This is a genomic window from Lignipirellula cremea, from assembly GCF_056501455.1.
This window is the reverse complement of sequence record NZ_CM151415.1, coordinates 2,847,165-2,866,131: the sequence shown is the minus strand read 5'-3', so window position 1 is coordinate 2,866,131 and position 18,967 is coordinate 2,847,165. Positions and strand designations below refer to the sequence as shown.

The 18,967-nt window shown below is 65.3% G+C and carries 13 protein-coding genes; 8 read left to right on the top strand and 5 right to left on the bottom strand.

What is annotated here, in order from left to right:
* Positions 1 to 116: 116 nt before the first annotated feature.
* The 6 genes from leuC to SH602x_RS11195 all read left to right on the top strand — a co-directional run bounded on the left by leuC (position 117) and on the right by SH602x_RS11195 (position 7,530).
* Positions 117 to 1,538 (top strand): 3-isopropylmalate dehydratase large subunit, encoded by a 1,422-nt coding sequence (gene leuC / locus SH602x_RS11220; RefSeq protein WP_479476872.1) that lies wholly within the window; start codon positions 117 to 119, stop codon positions 1,536 to 1,538.
* A gap of 121 nt (positions 1,539 to 1,659) precedes the next feature.
* Positions 1,660 to 2,250: a 3-isopropylmalate dehydratase small subunit gene (leuD, locus tag SH602x_RS11215; protein WP_479476871.1), complete on the top strand. Its 591-nt coding sequence runs from the start codon at positions 1,660 to 1,662 to the stop codon at positions 2,248 to 2,250.
* 279 nt (positions 2,251 to 2,529) lie between these two features.
* Entirely contained in the window at positions 2,530 to 3,537 is a 1,008-nt protein-coding gene (argC, locus tag SH602x_RS11210) for an N-acetyl-gamma-glutamyl-phosphate reductase (protein WP_479468356.1), read from the top strand.
* A gap of 99 nt (positions 3,538 to 3,636) precedes the next feature.
* Entirely contained in the window at positions 3,637 to 5,067 is a 1,431-nt protein-coding gene (locus tag SH602x_RS11205; protein WP_479476870.1) for an L-serine ammonia-lyase, read from the top strand.
* 171 nt (positions 5,068 to 5,238) lie between these two features.
* The gene (gene argJ / locus SH602x_RS11200; protein WP_479476869.1) at positions 5,239 to 6,453 is read left to right on the top strand and encodes a bifunctional glutamate N-acetyltransferase/amino-acid acetyltransferase ArgJ; all 1,215 of its coding nucleotides are present in this window, start codon (positions 5,239 to 5,241) and stop codon (positions 6,451 to 6,453) included.
* A gap of 54 nt (positions 6,454 to 6,507) precedes the next feature.
* A complete protein-coding gene (locus tag SH602x_RS11195; RefSeq protein ID WP_479468359.1) occupies positions 6,508 to 7,530 on the top strand; it encodes a potassium channel family protein in 1,023 nt (340 codons plus the stop codon).
* A 9-nt stretch (positions 7,531 to 7,539) separates the two neighbouring features.
* On the opposite strand, the gene SH602x_RS11190 is transcribed toward SH602x_RS11195, so the two are convergent.
* Positions 7,540 to 8,952, bottom strand: coding sequence for a hypothetical protein (locus tag SH602x_RS11190; protein WP_479476868.1), 1,413 nt, complete (start codon positions 8,950 to 8,952; stop codon positions 7,540 to 7,542).
* Positions 8,953 to 9,223: 271 nt separating this feature from the next.
* Here SH602x_RS11190 and SH602x_RS11185 point away from each other — a divergent pair, with 271 nt between their 5' ends.
* Positions 9,224 to 11,332 carry an esterase/lipase family protein gene (locus SH602x_RS11185; protein ID WP_479476867.1) on the top strand — a complete coding sequence of 703 codons (2,109 nt, stop codon included), beginning with the start codon at positions 9,224 to 9,226 and terminating at the stop codon, positions 11,330 to 11,332.
* 54 nt (positions 11,333 to 11,386) lie between these two features.
* Here the strand turns inward: SH602x_RS11185 and SH602x_RS11180 are convergent, their stop codons facing one another.
* Complete coding sequence (locus SH602x_RS11180) at positions 11,387 to 12,280, bottom strand: PH domain-containing protein (protein ID WP_479476866.1); 894 nt, start codon at positions 12,278 to 12,280, stop codon at positions 11,387 to 11,389.
* 210 nt (positions 12,281 to 12,490) lie between these two features.
* Between SH602x_RS11180 and SH602x_RS11175 the strand changes: the two genes are divergently transcribed.
* Positions 12,491 to 14,176 carry an alpha-keto acid decarboxylase family protein gene (locus SH602x_RS11175; protein WP_479476865.1) on the top strand — a complete coding sequence of 562 codons (1,686 nt, stop codon included), beginning with the start codon at positions 12,491 to 12,493 and terminating at the stop codon, positions 14,174 to 14,176.
* An 83-nt stretch (positions 14,177 to 14,259) separates the two neighbouring features.
* Here SH602x_RS11175 and SH602x_RS11170 read toward each other — a convergent pair whose 3' ends face one another.
* The 3 genes from SH602x_RS11170 to SH602x_RS11160 all read right to left on the bottom strand — a co-directional run bounded on the left by SH602x_RS11170 (position 14,260) and on the right by SH602x_RS11160 (position 18,888).
* A complete protein-coding gene (locus SH602x_RS11170; protein ID WP_479476864.1) occupies positions 14,260 to 15,918 on the bottom strand; it encodes a tetratricopeptide repeat protein in 1,659 nt (552 codons plus the stop codon).
* Positions 15,919 to 16,207: 289 nt separating this feature from the next.
* Entirely contained in the window at positions 16,208 to 17,467 is a 1,260-nt protein-coding gene (locus SH602x_RS11165; RefSeq protein ID WP_479476863.1) for a DUF6807 domain-containing protein, read from the bottom strand.
* Positions 17,464 to 18,888 carry a sulfatase family protein gene (locus SH602x_RS11160; RefSeq protein ID WP_479476862.1) on the bottom strand — a complete coding sequence of 475 codons (1,425 nt, stop codon included), beginning with the start codon at positions 18,886 to 18,888 and terminating at the stop codon, positions 17,464 to 17,466. The genes SH602x_RS11165 and SH602x_RS11160 overlap by 4 nt, the downstream gene beginning before the upstream one ends.
* Between the last annotated feature and the right edge of the window lie 79 nt (positions 18,889 to 18,967).

Genomic DNA, 18,967 nt, shown 5'->3' with positions numbered 1-18,967 from the left:
TCGAAAGCCAGTTTAGCGAATCGGGAACTCCTTCTATAATCAGCGGATTGCGGAGCGACCGCCTTTTCGGCCCGTCAGAACCCCGCTCCGCCGCCTTTCCCGCGACCCCCAGCCGCATGAACGCCAGCTCGCCTCGCACGATGTTCCAGAAGATCTGGGACTCGCATGTCGTCCATCACGAGTTTCCGCAGCCGGCGATTCTGTACATCGATCTGCAACTGGTCCACGAAGTGACCAGCGCCCAGGCTTTCGAAGGGCTCCGCATCGCGGGGCGGAAGATCCGCCGGCCCGACCGCACGGTCGCCACGCCCGACCACAACATTCCGACTACCGATCGAAGTCTGCCTATCGCGGATCCGATCTCGAAGCAGCAGATCGAGACGCTCCGTCAGAACTGCAAGGACTTCGGCGTCAAGCTGTACGACATCGGCGACGTCAAGCAAGGCATCGTCCACGTCATCGGTCCGGAACTGGGCCTGACGCAGCCCGGGATGACGATCGTCTGCGGCGACAGCCATACGGCGACGCACGGCGCGTTCGGAGCGCTCGCCTTCGGCATCGGCACCAGCGAAGTCGAGCATGTCATGGCGACGCAGACGTTGCTGCAGACGCCGCCCAAGACGCTGGAACTGCGCATCGACGGCAAGCTCGCGCATGGCGTGACGGCGAAGGATCTGATCCTGTACCTGATCGGCGACCTGACCATGCATGGCGGGACCGGGTACGTGATCGAGTACTCGGGCGAAGCCATCCGCGGCCTGTCGATGGAGCAGCGGATGACCGTCTGCAACATGTCTATCGAGGCAGGCGCCCGGGCCGGGATGATCGCCCCCGATCAGACGACCTTCGATTACCTCCGCGGCCGCGAGTTCGCGCCGAAGGACTACGAGGCCGCGGTCGCCAAGTGGAAGCAGCTGCCGACCGACGAAGGGGCGACGTTCGACGCGCGCCGGGAGTACCACGCGAAGAACATCGCGCCGCAGGTGACTTGGGGCACGAATCCGGGGCAGGTCGCTCCGATCACGGCGAAGGTTCCTTCGCCCGGCGATTTCTCGACCGACGTCGATCGCAAGACGACCGCCCGCTCGCTGGAATACATGGGCCTGAAGGAAGGCCAGCCGATCGTCGATATCGCGATCGACCGGGTCTTCATCGGCTCCTGCACGAACGCCCGGATCGAAGATCTCCGCGAGGCGGCGAAGGTGGTCAAGGGCTATCACGTCTCCGACAAGGTGAACGCGATGGTCGTCCCCGGCAGCGGGCAGGTGAAGATCCAGGCGGAGAAGGAAGGACTCGATCAGGTCTTCCGCGAAGCGGGCTTCGACTGGCGGGAAGCGGGGTGCAGCATGTGCCTGGCCATGAATCCCGACAAACTCGAACCGGGCGAGCGCTGCGCTTCGACCAGCAACCGCAACTTCGAGGGACGCCAGGGCCGCAACGGTCGCACGCACCTCGTCTCTCCCGCGATGGCCGCCGCCGCCGCCGTCGCCGGTCACTTCGTCGACATCCGCGAGTGGGATTTCAAGTCGGCGAGTTGAGACCGATTTCCTGAGCGGGGGACGAAAGTCCCCCGAGTTCGGAACGCCATCGTCACGCTGAAAAGCTCGGGGGATTTTCATCCCCCGCTCAGATAAACGAACACGAAAGAACTGACTTCTCATGCAAGCCTTCACCAAGATCGACGGCGTCGTCGGGTTCATGGACCGTGCCAACGTCGATACGGACCAGATCATTCCGAAGCAGTTCCTGAAGCGGATCGAGCGCTCGGGCTTCGGACAGTTCCTCTTCTTCGACTGGCGTTTCGATGATGCGGGAAATGATCGCCCCGACTTCGAACTGAACCAGCCTGACGCGAAGGGGGCGCAGATTCTCGTCGCGCAGCAGAACTTCGGTTGCGGTTCCAGCCGGGAACACGCCGTCTGGGCGCTGGAAGATTACGGCCTGCGGGTCGTGCTGGCCCCCAGTTTCGCGGACATCTTCTTCAGCAACTGCTTCAAGAACGGCGTACTGCCGATCCGCCTCGACCAGGCGCAGATCGATGACCTCTTCGCCCGCGGCCGAGCGGCGAAGGGCCCCTATCGCCTGATCGTCGATCTCGAAAACCAGACGATCATGGACGGCCAGGGTCTGTCGATTCCGTTCGAGGTCGACGCCTTTCGACGCGAATGCATGCTCAACGGCTGGGACGACATCGCGCTGACGCTCCGTCACGAAGAGAAGATCACGGCGTTCGAGCAGGCGCGGGCCTGATACCGGATTTCCCGGGAATCGACGGGCGTTCCGTTCTGACGGAACGGCGGTAGGGATTCGGAAGACCCTGACGCCGGCGAACTCCGGAAATTCCGGATTCGTCCGCTTTGCGCTGCCACACCGCCCGCAAAGCTTGTAAAAATTACGCTGACGTCGCAGTCCACCCAGATCGCGACGTCCGGCGTCGCTGGATTTACGGTCGCGTTCGCTTCATGCTCGCGGTCTCGTTCGCTTCGCCGCTACGTCAACGCACCAGGATTCTCACGGCAAGAAGCGCCCATGGTCCGAGTCGGCATTCTCGGGGCGACCGGTTACACCGCCCTCGAATTGATGAAGATTCTCGTCCGCCATCCGGAGGCCGAGATCACCACGCTGACGAGCCGCCAGGAGGGTCGCCCCCACGTCGCGCTGGTCCATCCGTCGCTGGCAGGTCGGATCGATCTCCACATGGAGGATCTGACGCCGAACGAGATCGCGTCGCGGTGCGACTGCGTCTTTAGTTGCCTGCCGCATGCGGCGTCGGCGATGACCGTCTCGCAGGTGCTGCACGCCGGCGCACGCGTCGTCGACTTCAGCGCCGATTACCGGCTCAAGGACGCCAAGACCTACACCGAATGGTACGGCGGTGAGCATCCCGATCCCTCGCGGCTCGGCTCGACCGTCTACGGACTGCCCGAACTCTTCGCCGACCACATTCCGTCGGCACAACTGGTCGCGAACCCGGGCTGCTATCCGACGTCGGCCATCCTCGCGCTCTATCCGCTGCTGAAGCGCAAGCTGATCAAGTCCGACGGGATCATCGTCGATTCGAAGTCGGGCATCAGCGGCGCGGGCCGGACGCCGAAGCTCAACTTTCACTATCCGGAGTGCAACGAGTCGTTCTCCGCCTACAACGTCGGGCGCCATCGTCACACGCCGGAGATCGACCAGTTCCTCTCGGCGGGCGCCGACGCGCCGGTGGAGACGATCTTCACGCCCCATCTCGTGCCGATGGACCGGGGCATCCTGTCGACGGCCTATTCCGTGCCGCGCGAAACGATCGCGGAGGACAAGCTGCTCGATCATCTCCGCGACTTTTACGCGGACATGCCCTTCGTCCGCGTGGTGAGTCACCTCCCGGCGACGAAGGATACGGCCCACACGAACTTCTGCGACATCACCGTTCGCGTCGTCCGCGGCCGCGTGATCACGATCAGTTGCCTCGACAACCTGATCAAGGGCGCATCCGGCGCCGCGGTGCAGAACTTCAATCTGATGTACGGTTACCCTGAGACGATGGCGCTTTAGTCGCCTTCTGACAGTCGAATCGGCGGGGCCGACGCGGTTCTCAATCGTCGAGGCGGATACAATTCCCGGAACGCGTTTCCGCTATCCAGGAATGAAGCCTTGGCGCTCAGCGTCTTCGATCTGTTCAAGATCGGCATCGGTCCGTCCAGTTCGCACACCGTCGGGCCGATGCGGGCCGCGGGACGCTTCGTGCGGACGCTTCACGAAGGGGATCGACTCGCGAAGGCGGAACGCGTCCGTATCGAGCTCTACGGGTCGCTCGCGCTGACGGGGCGCGGACACGCGACCGACAAGGCCGTGCTGCTGGGGCTGTCGGGAGAAAGTCCCGAGACCGTCGATCCCGAGGGCGCCGATGCGCTCGTCGCACGCGTCCGTTCGGAGAAGAAGCTCCGTCTGGAAGGCAGCCGGGAGATTCCGTTCGACGAATCGCAGGACCTGATCTTTCTCGGGGACCAGACTCTGCCGCGGCATCCGAACGGGATGCGATGCATCGCCTTCGACGTACGCGGCGAGATCCTGGCGGCGGAAGCTTACTACTCCGTCGGCGGCGGATTCGTGATCGACGAAGCCGATGCCGAGGCAGGTCGCGTCGGAGCGAACGATCCGCCCGAACCGGTCGCCTTCGAGTTCGCTTCGGCGGCGGAACTGCTGGAGATCGCGACGCAGAACGATCTGAAAATCGCCGACATCGTTCGTCGGAACGAAGCCGCCTGGCGCCCCGACGCCGAGACCGATGCGGGACTCGACCGCATCTGGGCGGTGATGAAGTCCTCGATCGAACGGGGCTGCCGGGGGGAAGGCAGCCTGCCGGGAGGCCTTCAGGTACAGCGCCGCGCGGCAGGGCTCTATCGCCGGCTCACGAACGAGGCGGCGACGGACGGCTGGTTCGATCGCAGCCTGCCTGCGGCGTCGGTCGGCGTCGATCCGCTGCACGTCCTCGACTGGGTGAGTCTGTTCGCGCTGGCCGTCAATGAAGAGAACGCCGCCGGCGGACGGGTCGTCACCGCTCCGACGAACGGCGCCGCGGGCGTCATTCCCGCGACCGTCGCCTACGCCGTGCGGTTTCTGGGTATCGACGATTCAGGCGTGCGGGAGTTTCTGCTGACGTCCGCGGCGATCGGCGCGCTCTACAAGCGGAACGCCTCGCTCTCTGCCGCCGAGATGGGCTGCCAGGGGGAAGTCGGCGTCGCCTGCTCGATGGCCGCGGCGGGTCTTGCGGCCGTGATGGGGGGAAGCTCCGCTCAGATCGAGAACGCCGCCGAGATCGGTATGGAGCACAACCTGGGCCTGACCTGCGATCCGATCGCCGGGCTCGTGCAGGTCCCCTGCATCGAACGCAACGCCATGGGCGCGGTGAAAGCGATCAACGCGGCGAGGCTCGCCCTGCACGGCGACGGCAGCCATCGCGTCTCGCTGGACAAAGTCATCGAAACGATGCGGCAGACGGGCCGGGACATGCAGGCCAAGTACAAGGAAACGTCACTCGGCGGGCTGGCCGTGAACGTCGCGGTCAACTTCGTCGACTGCTGATGCCGCACTGCCGGTCCGGCCGCCAGCAGAGCCTGCGTGAACCAGTCGGTCCGCGGGATTATCTTCACCGGCGTCACGCGGTATTCTGGCGCTTTCCTGAAGCAGCGAACGCCGCGGCTGCGTCGCGAAGCAGACGAGCCTGCGCGTTCTCCATTCCATTTTTTCCGGCACATGACGACTTACTTCGTACCGCGGGGCTTTCGGATCGGCGCCGTTCACGCCGGACTGAAGCGGAATCCGAACAAGCCCGACGTGGCGCTCTTCGTCGCCGACGAACCGGCCGTCGCCGCGGGCGTCTATACCCAGAATCTCGTCTTCGCGGCGCCCGTCGCCCTCGATCGTTCGCGAACGCCGACCGAGAACTTTCGCGTGCTGGTCGTCAATTCCGGAAACGCCAACGCCTGCACCGGCGAGCGCGGGGAGCAGGACGCGCGGCGCATGACGCAACTCGCCGCCGCTGCTGTCGGCACGGCGATCGCCGAGACCGTCGACGAGTCCTCGGCGCTGGTCATGTCGACCGGGATCATCGGCCACTTCCTGCCCATGGAGAAGGTCGAAGCCGGAATCGCGCGCGCTGCCGCGGACCTGGGCGACGACGAGTCGCATCTGCTGCTGGGTCTGCGCGGACTGATGACGACCGACAAAACGCAGAAGCTCGCCTGTCGGGAGATCACGCTCGACGGCGCCGTCGTCCGGATCGCGGGACTGGCGAAGGGCGCAGGGATGATCGGTCCCGATATGGCGACGCTCCTGGCGGTCGTGATGACCGACGCCCGGCTCTCGTCGGAACAAGCCCATGCGGCGCTTCGGGACGCGACGAACGAATCGTTCAACTGCATCAGCGTCGACGGACATACCAGCACCAACGACACGGCGCTGCTGCTCGCCTCGGGCAAAGCTTCCGGGAAGGCCCTCTCCGCCGCGGCGCTGGAGTCGTTCCGTCAGGCGTTGACGGAGCTATGCCAGGAACTGGCGAAGATGATCCCCGACGACGGCGAAGGCGCCACGCACCTGATCGAGATGCAGGTCGAAGGCTGCGCGAACAAGGATGACGCCGACCGCATCGCACGGACCGTGGCGGCCAGCCCGCTGGTCAAATGCGCCGTCGCGGGAGGCGATCCCAACTGGGGCCGGATCGTTTCCGCCGCCGGTTACGCGGGCGTGCCGTTCGATCCGAAGAAGGTACGACTGGAAATCAACGGCCTCGCGATCTTCGGCGACGGCGGACCGCTCCCCTTCGACGCGAAGACCGTTTCGACGAGCATGAAGGAGAACCGCCTCACGCGGCTGCGGCTCGTCTTCGGCGAAGGCTCGGCGGCCGCTCGCTTCTGGGCCAGCGATCTCAACGAAGAGTACGTGCGGTTCAATTCGGAATATAGTACGTAGGTTCGAAACGAAGGCCGGACGCCGCTGCTGAGACGACCTATTCGAGCGCCTTCCGTGCCCATCACGACCTTCACCGAACTCCGCTCGTCAGCCCGCCGAATCATCATCGGGTTGTCGATTCTCTCGGCGGTGTTCGTGGGCGCGGTGATCGGCTATCGACTGTTCGGATACGATTGGGTCGAAGCCGTCTGGCTGACGGTGATCACGATTTCGAGCGTCGGGTACGGCGAGCGGAGCCAGGGATCCCCGGCGTTTCAGCTCTTCACCGTGGCGGTCATTCTCCTGGGGATCAGCGCCGCAGCGTACACGTTCGGCGGCCTTCTCAACCTGATGACTCAGGGAGAAATCGAACGCGCTCTCAAGCGACGGCGTATGACGATCGGCATCGACAAGCTCTCCGGACACGTCATCGTCTGCGGTTTCGGTCGCATGGGGCAGTCGCTCGCCGACTCGCTCAAGCGCCGCGGCAAGCCGTTTCTGATTCTGGAAAAAGACGAAGAGCGCGCGGCGTTGGCCGAGTCCCGCGGATTCTTCGTGCTGACGGGCGACGCGACCGATGACGGGACGCTGCTGACGGCGGGCGTGAAGCGGGCGAAGTCGCTGGTGACCTGTCTCCCCAACGACGCCGACAACGTCTTCATCACGCTGACCGCGCGGAACTTCTCTCCCGACGTTCAGATCGTCGCACGCGCGGAACAGACCTCGACCGACAAGAAACTGCGCCAGGCGGGAGCGGACAAGATCGTTCTTCCGACGGCGATCGGGGCCCAGCAGATGGTCCGCATGCTGACGCGCCCGTCGACCGCCGACCTGATCGAGTTGCTCGCGGAGACGACCGAACTGGACGTCGATCTCGACGAGTTCGATATTCCCCCCGGCGCCTCGTTGGTCGGGAAGCCGGTCCGGCAGGTCGATCCGGAGCGAGCGTATCGGCTCCTGATCCTCGCCGTGAAAAGAAGCGACGGCAAGATGATCTTCAACCCCGACGACGATTACGCGTTCGAGGCGCGCGACACCGTCATCGTCGTCGGAGCGCCCGAGCGGATCGAGGCTTTCCGCAAAGCCCACGGCGTCTGACGCCGTCGGTCATTCGTTCGCCGCGAGAGCCCCCGCTTCCATCGGGAACCGCGCAACCGCCGATCGTGCGGCATAGCGGCGGACCGGGCACTCGCAGTCGCAGAACGTTCGGAAGTCGTCGGCATGCTCCCGATCGATCCAGCGGGCGAGAGCCGCATGCGCGGCAGGACTTGGTTCGACCGTCTCGTTGCCGAAGGCGTGACAGAGGGCGTCGAGGATCGCGTCGGCCCGCTCAGGCGACGGCGTCGCAGCCGCAAGGATGACGTAAGCCGACTCGCGCTCCGACGCCTCCGTCGATTCCAGCCTTACGATCGCCGAGTCCAGCAGCCGGGCGCAGGTCGGGCTGTTCAGCAGCGCCTTTTTCTGAGCGTACATCGATTCGCACGAGGCCGCGAAGGAGTACTCGATCAGGAAGTCCTCCACCGCCGCGGGATAGGGCGGGTGCAGCGCCTCGATCGCTGGAACGAGGTGGGAGGAGATCGTCGTCGATCGGCTCAGCGCTCGCAGCACGTCTCCCGCCGCGGGATCGCGCCAGTCCGCGTCCAGCGTGCGATAGCGCTGGAACGTGCCGATCAGGATCTGACGCCGCGGCATGGGCGATGCATAGCTGTCATGCTCGACGGCTCGTAAGAGAAGCTTCGCCAGCGAATCCAGATTCCGCTGCCCGTACCAGAAGAGAACCTTCGGCAGCGCACGAACCGCTTCGGGACTGTCGCCCTGAAGGATGAATTCCGCGATCACGCTTTCGACGCGGAAAAGCAGTTCCCCCGAGAGCGACGCCCTGCGCTGCGCGAACCAGATCGCCTCCGTCGCGAACGCGTCGGGGAAACGCGAGAGAGCCTGCAGGCGTTCCAGTCGTGCCTCGGTCGGTTCGAGGCTCGAAGGCTGCGAAGCGCTCTCCGAGGACGACCGCATCCGCGAGTAACGTGAGGCGGAACGGGAATAGGTCACCGAGACCGGGCGCGCGATAAGCGGCGGACGACTGGCTTCGCCGCGCGGAGATGCCGACGACACTGACAAGTCGCCGGGAAAAACTGACGGACGTTCGAAAAACGTCGGACAGAACTGGTCTTCGAACTCGATCGGTTCTCCGTCTCGCAGTTCGAAACTCGGATCGGCGGGCAAGCCGGCCGGAAATGTCGGCTCCGACGGCTGAGGGACCGGCGGCATCGCGATCGGCTGCTGTTCGCGGTCGTTTCGGTTCCTCGACGCATCCAGACGAATCGCCGCCTCGCTGCGTTTCGCCTGCTCGGTTTCCGACGAGTAGAACGCGAACGCTGTCGCCACGACGGTCGTCACGAACAGAACTCCTCCGCCCGCGCGGAGAACCAGCGTCGCCGCGACGCGTCCGGACGAAGTCCCGGTACGGTCGGCGGACGGCGGGAGCGCCTTCTTCAGCGCAGCCTCTACCCCGAACGACATATCGCGCCCCCTGCTGAGAAAAGAACGCCAGCAGCACGTAGAGAAGAGGCCCGAACGATCGAATCGGCGCAGATCGATCAGGTCGCGGCGCATTCTAGCGAATCGCGACGCCGATCCCCAAGCAGATTTTCGAACGTTCCCGGCGACGCGGATTCGGGATCGACGAACGCGATACGGCTGCCGTTGACGGCCAGCGTCCGTTTCGAGTACCCACCGGCCGCACGCCCTCCGCAGGCAGCGGTGCGGACGCGGAACTCTCTCGGATGCGTCGGTGAAGAAGGCTCGCGCCTCGGCCTGGCTCGCTCTGGCGATTCTGTCGCTCTGCGGTTCAGGCTGCGCGTCGTTCTATACCGAGACGACGTACATGCAGGCCGCCCGCATCGTGAGCTGGGGCGGGACCGACTACGTCAAACTGCGGAAGACGCCGCGGAACCCGCTCGAAGGTCCGCTGCAACTGGTCTCCGCATCGGGTCCCCAGCCGACCGCGCGGACGCTGCAGATTCTCCGCGAGCACGACTTCGAGCGAACGTACGCGGCCGACCCCGTCGCGGGACTGTCGAAGCTGGCGGAGCTGATCGCCGAAGCGCCCGACCTGGACAAGCTCTACTCGTTCGCCGAACTGGCTTACATCTCCGGCAAACGGGCCGATGCGCAGTACGACCACAAATCGGCGTTCGACCTGTACGTCGCCGGCGTCGTGCATGCGCAGCAGTACCTCGTTCATCCGGCGTTCGACGAGCGCAGGAATCCGTTCGATCCGCAGTTTCGCGCGGCGTGCGACCTTTACAACGCCTCGCTGGAGGGCGCCCTGCGGATCGTCCGCGAGCGGGGCGAGTTGCGTCCCGGTCAGGCGCTCCGCGTCGAAACCTGCGGCCAGATCCTCGAACTCGAATTCGCCGCCGTCGGTCGCTGGAGCGATCACGATTTCGACCGCTTCGAGTTCGTCAGCGACTACGAACTGGCAGGCCTGAACAACCATCACATCACGTACGGCCTGGGCGTGCCGCTGATCGCCATCCGGAAGAAGGATACCGCGGGCGGGGCGATCGAATCGCACTATCCGCGAAACCTGACCATCCCGGTCACCGCCGTCATGCACGTCGCGTCGCCCGTTCGATCGGACGCCGGCCCGCTGGTGCATCGCTGCCGGCTGAACTTCATCGACCCGGGCGAGACGACGGAGATCGTCGTCGGCGGAAAACGGATCCTGCTCGAGAGCGATCTTTCGACGCCGCTCGCCTACTTCCTGAACGACCCGCTGCTGAAGTCGCCCGCGCTCTCCACGATCGCGTTGATCGACGCGAACTACGCGCAGAACTTCCGCGGGCTCTACATGCTGGAGCCGTTCGATCCGAATCGCATCCCGGTCCTGATGGTTCACGGTCTCTGGTCGAATCCGGTGACCTGGGCCAACATGTTCAACGACCTTCGCGCTCAGCCGGAGATTCGATCGCGGTATCAGTTCTGGTTCTACCTCTATCCGACGGGACAGCCCTTCTGGATCAGCGCACAGCAACTGCGCGAGGATCTGCGCGGCCTGCGGGAAACCTTCGATCCGGGAGAGACCAACCCGAACCTGTCGCGAATGGTTCTGGTCGGCCACAGCATGGGCGGGCTGGTCTCCAAGATGCAGACCATCGAAAGCGGCGACGCTTTCTGGAAGACCGTCTGCGATCAGCCGTTCGAGGAATTGCAGGCCGAGGAGGCGACGAAGAACTATCTCCGCGACGTGCTGTTCTTCCGCCCCGATCCCGCGATCCGCCGGGTGGTGACGCTCGGCACGCCCCATCGCGGCAGCGAGTTCGCCAACCCCGCCACGCGCTGGCTGGGGAAGAACCTGCTGCGTCTGCCGACCATGTTGACGGAGAGCGGCGGCTCGCTCGTCTCCGGCAATCCCGGTTTCTTCCGCGATACGAAGCTGCTCACGATCGAGACGAGCATCGATTCGCTGGCGCCGGACTCGCCGATCTTTCCCGCCATGCTCGCGGCGCCGAAGGCTCCGTGGGTGACCTACCACAACGTGCTCGGCATCGTGCCGAACGAAGGCCTGCTGGGGTCGCTCGCCGGCGAGGGCGACGGCATCGTTTCGCGGGAGAGCGCGCACGTGCAGAACGCGGCCTCGGAGATCGTCGTGCCTGCCGATCACACGCACGTACACCAGCATCCGCTCGCGGTCCTGGAGGTCCGGCGGATCCTCATGGAACATGCGGAAGAGTACGAACGCCAGGAGCGCCGGACGTACGCCCCCGCGCTGAACCTCACCGATCGCGGCCTCTACGCACCGGCGACGGCAAGGCAAGCGCTTCTCCCCGCCGCGCCCGGCTATCCCGTCCAGGCGCCCGCGTACGCGCCCGGGATGCAGCCGGCGCTGATGCGATAGATCGTGTGCATCGCAGGGCGGCTCTTGAAGCTTCCTGCGAAAACGCCCTCGCCTTTAAAGGCTCCCGAGGATCTTCGCCTTCGTCGCCTCGAACTCGTCTTGAGAGATCAGTCCGGCCTCGAGCATGGCTTTAGCTTTTCCCAGCCGAGCGACGGGGTCGTCGATCGAAGCGGGAGCCGATGCGGGCTGTTGAGGAGCATGACCCGCGACGTTCACGGAGTAGTTCGCAGCGCCAGCCCGCTGCCGCTCCAAGTCCATCTGTCGGCGTTGCTCCCACGCTTCCAGTTCACGTTGCTGGGCAATGCGGTAGATGGCCGATGCCTGCGCCTTGGGAAGGTAGTCAAGCGATATAAAGCGGCCGTCAGCACACGATGCGGAGAAGGTGGAAAACATCACTCCCTCTTTAACGTGCGCGTTTCCGAGGTGGAGCCACCAGAAGTCTTGAAAATCCATCTGACCCAGCATCTTCGGCCTGAAAATCATCAGCCGGCTGCTCGTCAACACAACGGAGTCAGGGGCGATCGCCACCGGCTTCGCTTGGACGGCGATGTATTGAATCTGCTCGTCCGGCGTCAGGAACTGCTGTACGCGTTCCATAATCTTCTGAACGACCGCTTCGTTCTGCCCGTCTAAAACGAATCGAGCCCACGACGCGGATGCCCGCTGTTCGGCGGCTACTCGCGTTTGCTCCGCCCTTGTCGCCTCGATCGCCTGCCGCTGGGCCTCCTTCATAGCCGCGCGGCTACGTTTACCTTCCTCGATTTTTTGTATCGCGACTGGGAACGCAGAAAGCTTCGCCCACTGTCCTTTGGTGCGAACGGGATGGACGACAAGGGTCTCCCCAGAAACTTTGCCGGCGGAGCAGAGTTGCAGCATCTCTGCGTCGCTGAGCGGTCCGACCGTTTCGGATTGAAAGACTCCGTCCTTGCGATACTGCCAGCCGCTCATCGCCTACCTAAGCAAGGGTTTGACATTCGAACACAAAACGTCGGAACGCTAGAGTAGACCGTCGGGCTGCGGTGATCAACGTCGCCGCATCTGAAGCAGATTGGCCGTGGCGTCCAAGACGTCCAAACGACGAGCACCGCGATACTCGCGGTTCCCGAAGACGTATACGATGATCACGGGCTTTCTTCCGCGATCATCAGGGACCGAAGCATGAGCGCTGCTCGCGCCGCTGAACGTACTCCCGATTCCCGCTCGCACGTCGGTCTGTCGATCGGCGAGTACCTGATCCAGCGCCTGCAGGATTACGGCATCGGGCATATCTTCGGCATCCCGGGCGACTACGTCCTGTCGCTGTACGGCATGCTGGAGAAGAGCCCGATCGACGTCGTCGGCTGCACCCGCGAGGACAGCGCCGGATTCGCCGCGGACGCCTACGCCCGCATTCAGGGGATGGGCGCCATCTGCGTCACGTACTGCGTCGGAGGGCTTTCCGTCTGCAACTCGATCGCAGGCGCGTACGCGGAGAAGTCGCCCGTCGTGATGATTACCGGGTCGCCCGGGCTGCGGGAGCGGGTGAATAACCCGCTGCTCCACCACAAGGTTCGCGACTTCCGCACGCAGATCGAAGTTTTCGAGAAGCTCTGCGTCGCGGCGACGGAGTTGTCCGACCCGATCGTCGCGTTCCGCGAGATCGACCGCGTGCTCGACGCGGCCGCCCGCTTCAAGCGACCGGTCTACATCGACATTCCGCGGGACATGGTGCATGTCGTGCCGCACATCGGGCACGCCTACCGATCAGGCCATGCGACGTTCGATCAGGCCGCCGCGGAAGAAGCGGCCCGCGAGGCGGCGGATCTGCTGGCCGCCGCGGAGCGCCCCCTGATCCTGGCCGGCATCGAGCTCCATCGCTTTCGCCTGCAGGACCTGATGCTGGAACTGGCGGAGTCGCGAAAGATCCCGGTCGCCGCCACCGTGCTGGCCAAGAGCGTCGTCCGCGAAAACCATCCGCTCTACGTCGGCGTCTACGAGGGAGCCGTCGGCAACGAGGCGACCGCGCGGTTCGTCGACGAGAGCGACTGCATCCTGATGCTCGGCTGCTTCATGACCGACATCAACCTGGGGGGAGGGACCGCCAAGCTCGATCTCCCCAACAGCATCTCGGTCACCAGCGAAGAGCTGCGCATCCGTCGGCACCACTACCACAACGTGTCGCTCGAAGCTTTCCTAAGGGCGCTGAACGCGTTCTCGTTCGACGTCGCGGAGCGGAAGATCCCCGAGAGTTTGAAGGGGCGTCGCGAACCGTTTCGGGTAGAGCCCGATCGTGCGATGGAAATGAGCCGCATGATGTCGCGGATCAACGACAGCCTCGACGAACGCACGATCGTCATCGCCGACATCGGCGATTCGCTGTTCGCCGCGACGGAGTTGCAGATCCCGGGTCGGACGGAGTTCATCAGTCCCGCGTACTATACGTCGATGGGCTTCGCCGTCCCGGCCGCGCTCGGCGCATGCGTCGCGCGGCCCGAAAGCCGGGTGTTGGCGATCTGCGGCGACGGCGCTTTCCAGATGACCGGAATGGAGTTGTCGACCGTCGTGCGGCGAGGATTCTCTCCGATCGTGATCGTCGTCAACAACGAGGGTTACGGCACGGAGCGCATGCTGCATCCCGGCGACTGGAAGTACAACGAGATCCACTCCTGGAAGTATCACCTGCTGCCCCAGGTACTCGGAGGCGGGAAGGGTTACGAGGTCTTCACCGAGGGAGACTTCGACGCGGCGCTGAAGCAGGCGTGGGACGATCGTTCCGGCATGAGCCTGATTCACGTCCACGTACCGGTCGGCGACGCAAGTCAGCCCCTGCGGCGGATGGCCGAGCGACTGGGCTCGCACGTGTAGTCGCAGAGGCTTCCGCGGCCCAACGAAAAACCCGCCGCGACGAATCGCGACGGTTATCGGTTTTTCGATATCGCCTCAGGCGATCACGGAGCCGGAGCGGGGTCCGCGAACGGATCGTCGGACGGAGCGGGCGTCGCAGGAGCCGGATCGGCGAACGGATCGTCGCTCGCCGCAGGAGCCGCCGGGGCAGGCGTCGCGGGCGCGGGATCAGCGAACGGATCGTCCGCAGGAGCCGGCGCGGGGGTCGCGGGCGCTGCCGGAGCAGGTTCGCCGAACGGATCGTCGCCCGTCGCAGGCGCTGCCGGAGCCGGCGTCGCAGGCGCGGGGTCCGCGAACGGATCATCGCCTGCCGGAGCGGGAGTCGCCGGAGCCGGTGTGACCGGAGCCGGAGCCGGAGCCGGAGCCGCAGGTTCGCCGAACGGATCGTCGCTGGGAACCGCGGGAGCAGGCGTCGCAGGCTCGCCGAACAGGTCGTCGCTCGGGGTAGCGGGCGCCGGGGCGGCAGGCTCGCCGAAAGGATCGTCGGACGGAACGCCCGGCGCCGGCGATTCAGGAGCCGTGGCAGCGGGAGCGCCCGGAAGCGGCAGGGGAAGCTCGCCTGCTTCGGGAAGTTTGACTGACGGGATTCCGCCGCCGAGCGCACGCGTCGCCGCGCCGAAGATGCCGCCGCCAGATTCGGCTTCCGGCGCCGTCTCGCTGGCGTCGGCTGCCGGGGCCGCGGGTTCGGTGGCCGCCGGAGCGCCGAACGGATCGTCTGCAGGAATGCCGGGCTCGGTCGAATCCGGAGTCGCGGGCATCGGCTCCGGCGCCGCGGGGGCGCCGAACGGATCGTCGGACGGAACCGTCGGTTCAGCCGGAGCAGGCTCCGTAGGGGTATCGGACGGTTCGTCGGCCGGCATGGCGGGAGCCGCAGGGGCCGGCGCGCCGAACGGATCGTCCGCGGGAACGCCTGGCTCGGTCGGAGCGGGCTCGGCAGGCATCGGCGCCGGGGTCGCTGGCGATCCGAACGGATCGTCTGCCGGAACCGTCGGTTCGGTCGGAGCCGGATCGGAAGGCAGCGTTTCCGTCGCGGGCGGTCCTCCGAACGGATCCGATGCGGGAACCGCGGGATCGACCGGCATGGCCGGTTCGACGGGCGCGGCAGGCTCGACCGGCGTCGCCGCGGGGTCGGCCGGAACGGCGGGAATGGTCGGAGCCGTCGCGCCGTCGTTGAACGGATCGGTCGGATCCGCGGGCAAGTTCTCCGGCTTCGGCGGAGGCGTCACGGGAGCCGCCGAATTCGCGGGCGGCGTTAGCACGCGCGATTCCGCCGCTTCCAGTTGGTCGTAGCGGGCCTTCTCGTACGCGGCCTGCTTCGATCGAGCCTCGAGCCGGGCCTGACTGCGAATGTCTTCCAGCTTCAGCCGGATATCGCCCTGCACGCGGGCGAGCGACCGACCGAGCGGAAGCGACGCGCCGGCGCCTTCGGCTTCCAGATCGGCGCCCTTTCGGAACGCCGCCTCGGCTTCGTCATGCCGATTAAGGCTCGCCAGCACGACGCCGCGGAAGTAGTACGTTCTCGGATCGAGCGAACCTTCGTCGATCGCCGTGTCGAAACGCTTCAGCGCCTGGTCCAGGTCGCCCGCGTAGTAAGCGTGGACGCCCGAGCCGAAGAGGTCGTCGAGGACGTCCTGCGCCGAAAGCGTAAGCGGCGCCGCGAGCCCCGCGGCCACCACGAGACTCCAGAACCGTGCGGACCTCATGTCGAACTCCTGCGAATGGAAACAGGCGCGGGGCGGACGTCGCCAGAAAGGCGAACCGGCGGGCGCGATCGGACTGCGAAGAAGCGAGTAGCGCCAGTCCGTGGCAGGCAGGGCCGACTGGGAAAGCCCGCCGGTCTGCGTCGTCTCGAATAGAAGTTGGTATCTTAGTGCCCCGACCGGGCAGTCGCAAGTTTTCGCTTCTCGCAAGCGCCCGACCGGCGTCGTCACCGGCGTAAGCTGCGAATGGCATGCCTCCGGACGCGACTCCCTGCCGGCAATTCCAGTCTGATCAAGGGCTCTCGGGCCGGGAGCGAGCATCCTGCGAATCCGATTCGAATCGAACGGTCGCATCCGCGGCGAACGCCCGCTGGAGAGCGTCCAGCCGCTCTGGAGGTAGCGTCTCGGACGCGATGACGATGCCGTAGCGACCGACGAAAGGCTTCTCCCGCGAGACCTCGAATTCGCCGGCGACCATCGGCGAGATCGCGAAGTAGGGCATGTCCGGGTGGAGTCGGACCGGCTGCGGATATCGGAAATTCGACGGATGATCGAGAACCGCGAGTTGGGGCCGTCGCGATCCGACCGGTCCCGAGAGGGCCGTCCAGACCGGACGCGAAGCGTTGCCGGCGACGCGATCCCTGCCCTCGCTGGTGAGAAAGCTCGCGACGTCAGGGCGCCACTGCCGTTCCCCGCGGATGCCCAGACCGCCGTAGTGATTCTTCAGATTCACGAACGGCTGGTCCGTCAGCGCCCTCTGCTTGACCGTCAGATCGAGCAGCCAGACGTCGGCGTCGATCACAAAGCACCGCGTCTGCCAGGTCTCTTCGAGGATCGGCTGGTCCGTCTCGGGCAATCGATAGATCTGCGTCGTCTCGAAGCCGGCGAGGACGGAGCCGCCGGCGGAAGCGCCGACTCCCGCATGACGGATCGTGCCGCGGCGGAGATGCTGGTTCCAGAACTCCGTCTTCGTCTCGCCGTACCGGGACTCGGTCCAGGCGAAGAAGATGCCGTGCTGATGCGGATGGTCCGGAGAGAAGTCGTCGGTCACGACGTCTCCGGCCAGCGTCGTCACCGGATGGAAATAGCCGCTGCGGGTGAGGTAGTCCCTCGACGGATCGTCGGACGCACGTTCGGCGATGGCGTACCGCAACAGTTCGCGTTCGCCGTAACGGACGATCAGGTCCGGGCCGGTCGCATCGCAACCGAACGACGGCGCAGGCGCAGCGTACGGCTCGCTACGAAAGAACACATCCGCAGTAAATTCGGCGTCTTTCGCGATCGAAAAGGGAAGTCGGAACCAACTCGTTCGTTCCGGTTCGAGCGGATCGGGCTGAAGCGGAGTTTCGCTCGCGGCGTCTCCGCTTCGGATCAGCACGCTGACGTTGGGATACGATTCGGAGAACTTTACTCCGTCGATGCGAACGGGAGTTCCGGAGGGCAGGTCCGAGGCCGCCGTCTGAATGAAAGCGACTGACTCGGCCTGAGTCCCTGCCGCGAAGCCGGCGAAGAGCAGCGCAGCAGCCGCGAAGGCGATCAGCGTTCGACTCACTTCTTCCCCTTCGCGAGCGGCTCGCCGGTCAGGCGATCGAACTTGTCCGGGGTCAGCTCGTCGGGCGAGACCTGGTCGATCGGTATGTCGCCGGTCTCGCGGGCCCATTCCCGCTGCACGCCGCGCAACTTCGCCAGCGTCTGGGCATAAGCCGGATCGCCGGCAAGATTCGTGAGCTGATGCGGATCGGCGACGACGTCGTATAACTCCTCCTCAGGACGCGGCGCGACGAAGCAGCCCCGCTGCGACTCGGGCAAATCGCCTTTCCGTTCGAGCGCGACCATCGTTTCGAACGTCGGCGAACGAACGGCGTCGGCGGGCGGGCTACCCGTGAGATGCGGCGCGGCGTTGGCGACGTAGAGCCAGCGCTCGTTCCGAACCGAGCGCTCGAACGCGCGATAGTCATGCCAGTTGTGTTCGGCATAGACGTAGTCGCGAACGCCGGTCTGGGCGTCCTTCAGCGTCGGCGTCAGCGACTTCCCCTGGAACGTCTCCTGTGCGGGCAGCCCCGCAAGTTCCGCGATCGTCGGACCGAGATCGACCGAACTGACGAGTTGACGATTGACGCTTCCATCGCCAATCAGCGGCGGAAACGATACGACGAAAGGCGTCTGCACTCCCGAGTCATAGACCGTCGTCTTGCAACGCGGAAAGGGCCGTCCGTTGTCGGCCATGAAGACGACGAGCGTGTTCTCGTAGGCGCCCTGCCGCTCTAGCTCGTCGAGAACCTCGCCGAAGTACCGGTCGGCACGCGAGATTTCGTCGTAGTAGAGCGCCAGATCGCCGCGCGTCTCGGCGTTGTCCGGCAGAAAGGGCGGAACGACCACGTCCTCGGACGTGTGCGGCGAGTCGATCGCTGCGCCGGGATAGGGACGATGAGCGTCGAGCGCCGCGAGCCAGAGAAAGAAGGGCTGATCTTTCGGTCGTTCTGCGAGCGTCTTCTTCCAGTTCTCGCAGCCGCTCGGTCCGCCGGCGACGATCAGGTCGAAGTCCTTCTTCGCCGGCTCGCCCAGGTGCCACTTGCCGGCACAGGCCGTGTAGTAACCCGCCTGCTTCAGCAGTCCCGCGATCGTCACCTGATCGGCTGGCAGCGGCTGATGCAGTTCGGCGGCGCCCGTCGCGTGCGGGTAACGGCCGGTCAGAATGCTGCAGCGACTGGGGCTGCACGAACTGCACGTCAGGAAGGCGGCGTCGAATCGCATCGCCTCCTTCGCCCACGCGTCGAGTCGGGGCGTCTTCGAATGCGAATGACCGTAGCAGCCGAGGTCGTCCGGCGAGACGTCGTCCAGAATGACGACGACGAAGTTCGGACGCGTCGATCCGTTTCCTGCTCCCGCTTCTTCGCCGAACGTCTGAGGAACGGCGAACGAAAGCGTCGCAAGCAGGGCCGACGCCGCGAACAGGATCCGTCGCGCGTTCATAGGGCGAAGAGCTTCGAGGAGGAGAGAGCGGGCCAAGAGAACGGGACAGAGAAGCGTCCGCCTGGGCTCTTCACTCTAG

Bases quoted from the DNA above. Each gene is read 5' to 3' on its own strand.
- leuC (WP_479476872.1), top strand. From the start codon at position 117: ATGAACGCCAGCTCGCCTCGCACGATGTTCCAGAAGATCTGGGACTCG.
- leuD (WP_479476871.1), top strand. From the start codon at position 1,660: ATGCAAGCCTTCACCAAGATCGACGGCGTCGTCGGGTTCATGGACCGT.
- argC (WP_479468356.1), top strand. From the start codon at position 2,530: ATGGTCCGAGTCGGCATTCTCGGGGCGACCGGTTACACCGCCCTCGAA.
- argJ (WP_479476869.1), top strand. From the start codon at position 5,239: ATGACGACTTACTTCGTACCGCGGGGCTTTCGGATCGGCGCCGTTCAC.
- SH602x_RS11190 (WP_479476868.1), bottom strand. From the start codon at position 8,952: ATGTCGTTCGGGGTAGAGGCTGCGCTGAAGAAGGCGCTCCCGCCGTCC.
- SH602x_RS11180 (WP_479476866.1), bottom strand. From the start codon at position 12,280: ATGAGCGGCTGGCAGTATCGCAAGGACGGAGTCTTTCAATCCGAAACG.
- SH602x_RS11175 (WP_479476865.1), top strand. From the start codon at position 12,491: ATGAGCGCTGCTCGCGCCGCTGAACGTACTCCCGATTCCCGCTCGCAC.
- SH602x_RS11170 (WP_479476864.1), bottom strand. From the start codon at position 15,918: ATGAGGTCCGCACGGTTCTGGAGTCTCGTGGTGGCCGCGGGGCTCGCG.
- SH602x_RS11160 (WP_479476862.1), bottom strand. From the start codon at position 18,888: ATGAACGCGCGACGGATCCTGTTCGCGGCGTCGGCCCTGCTTGCGACG.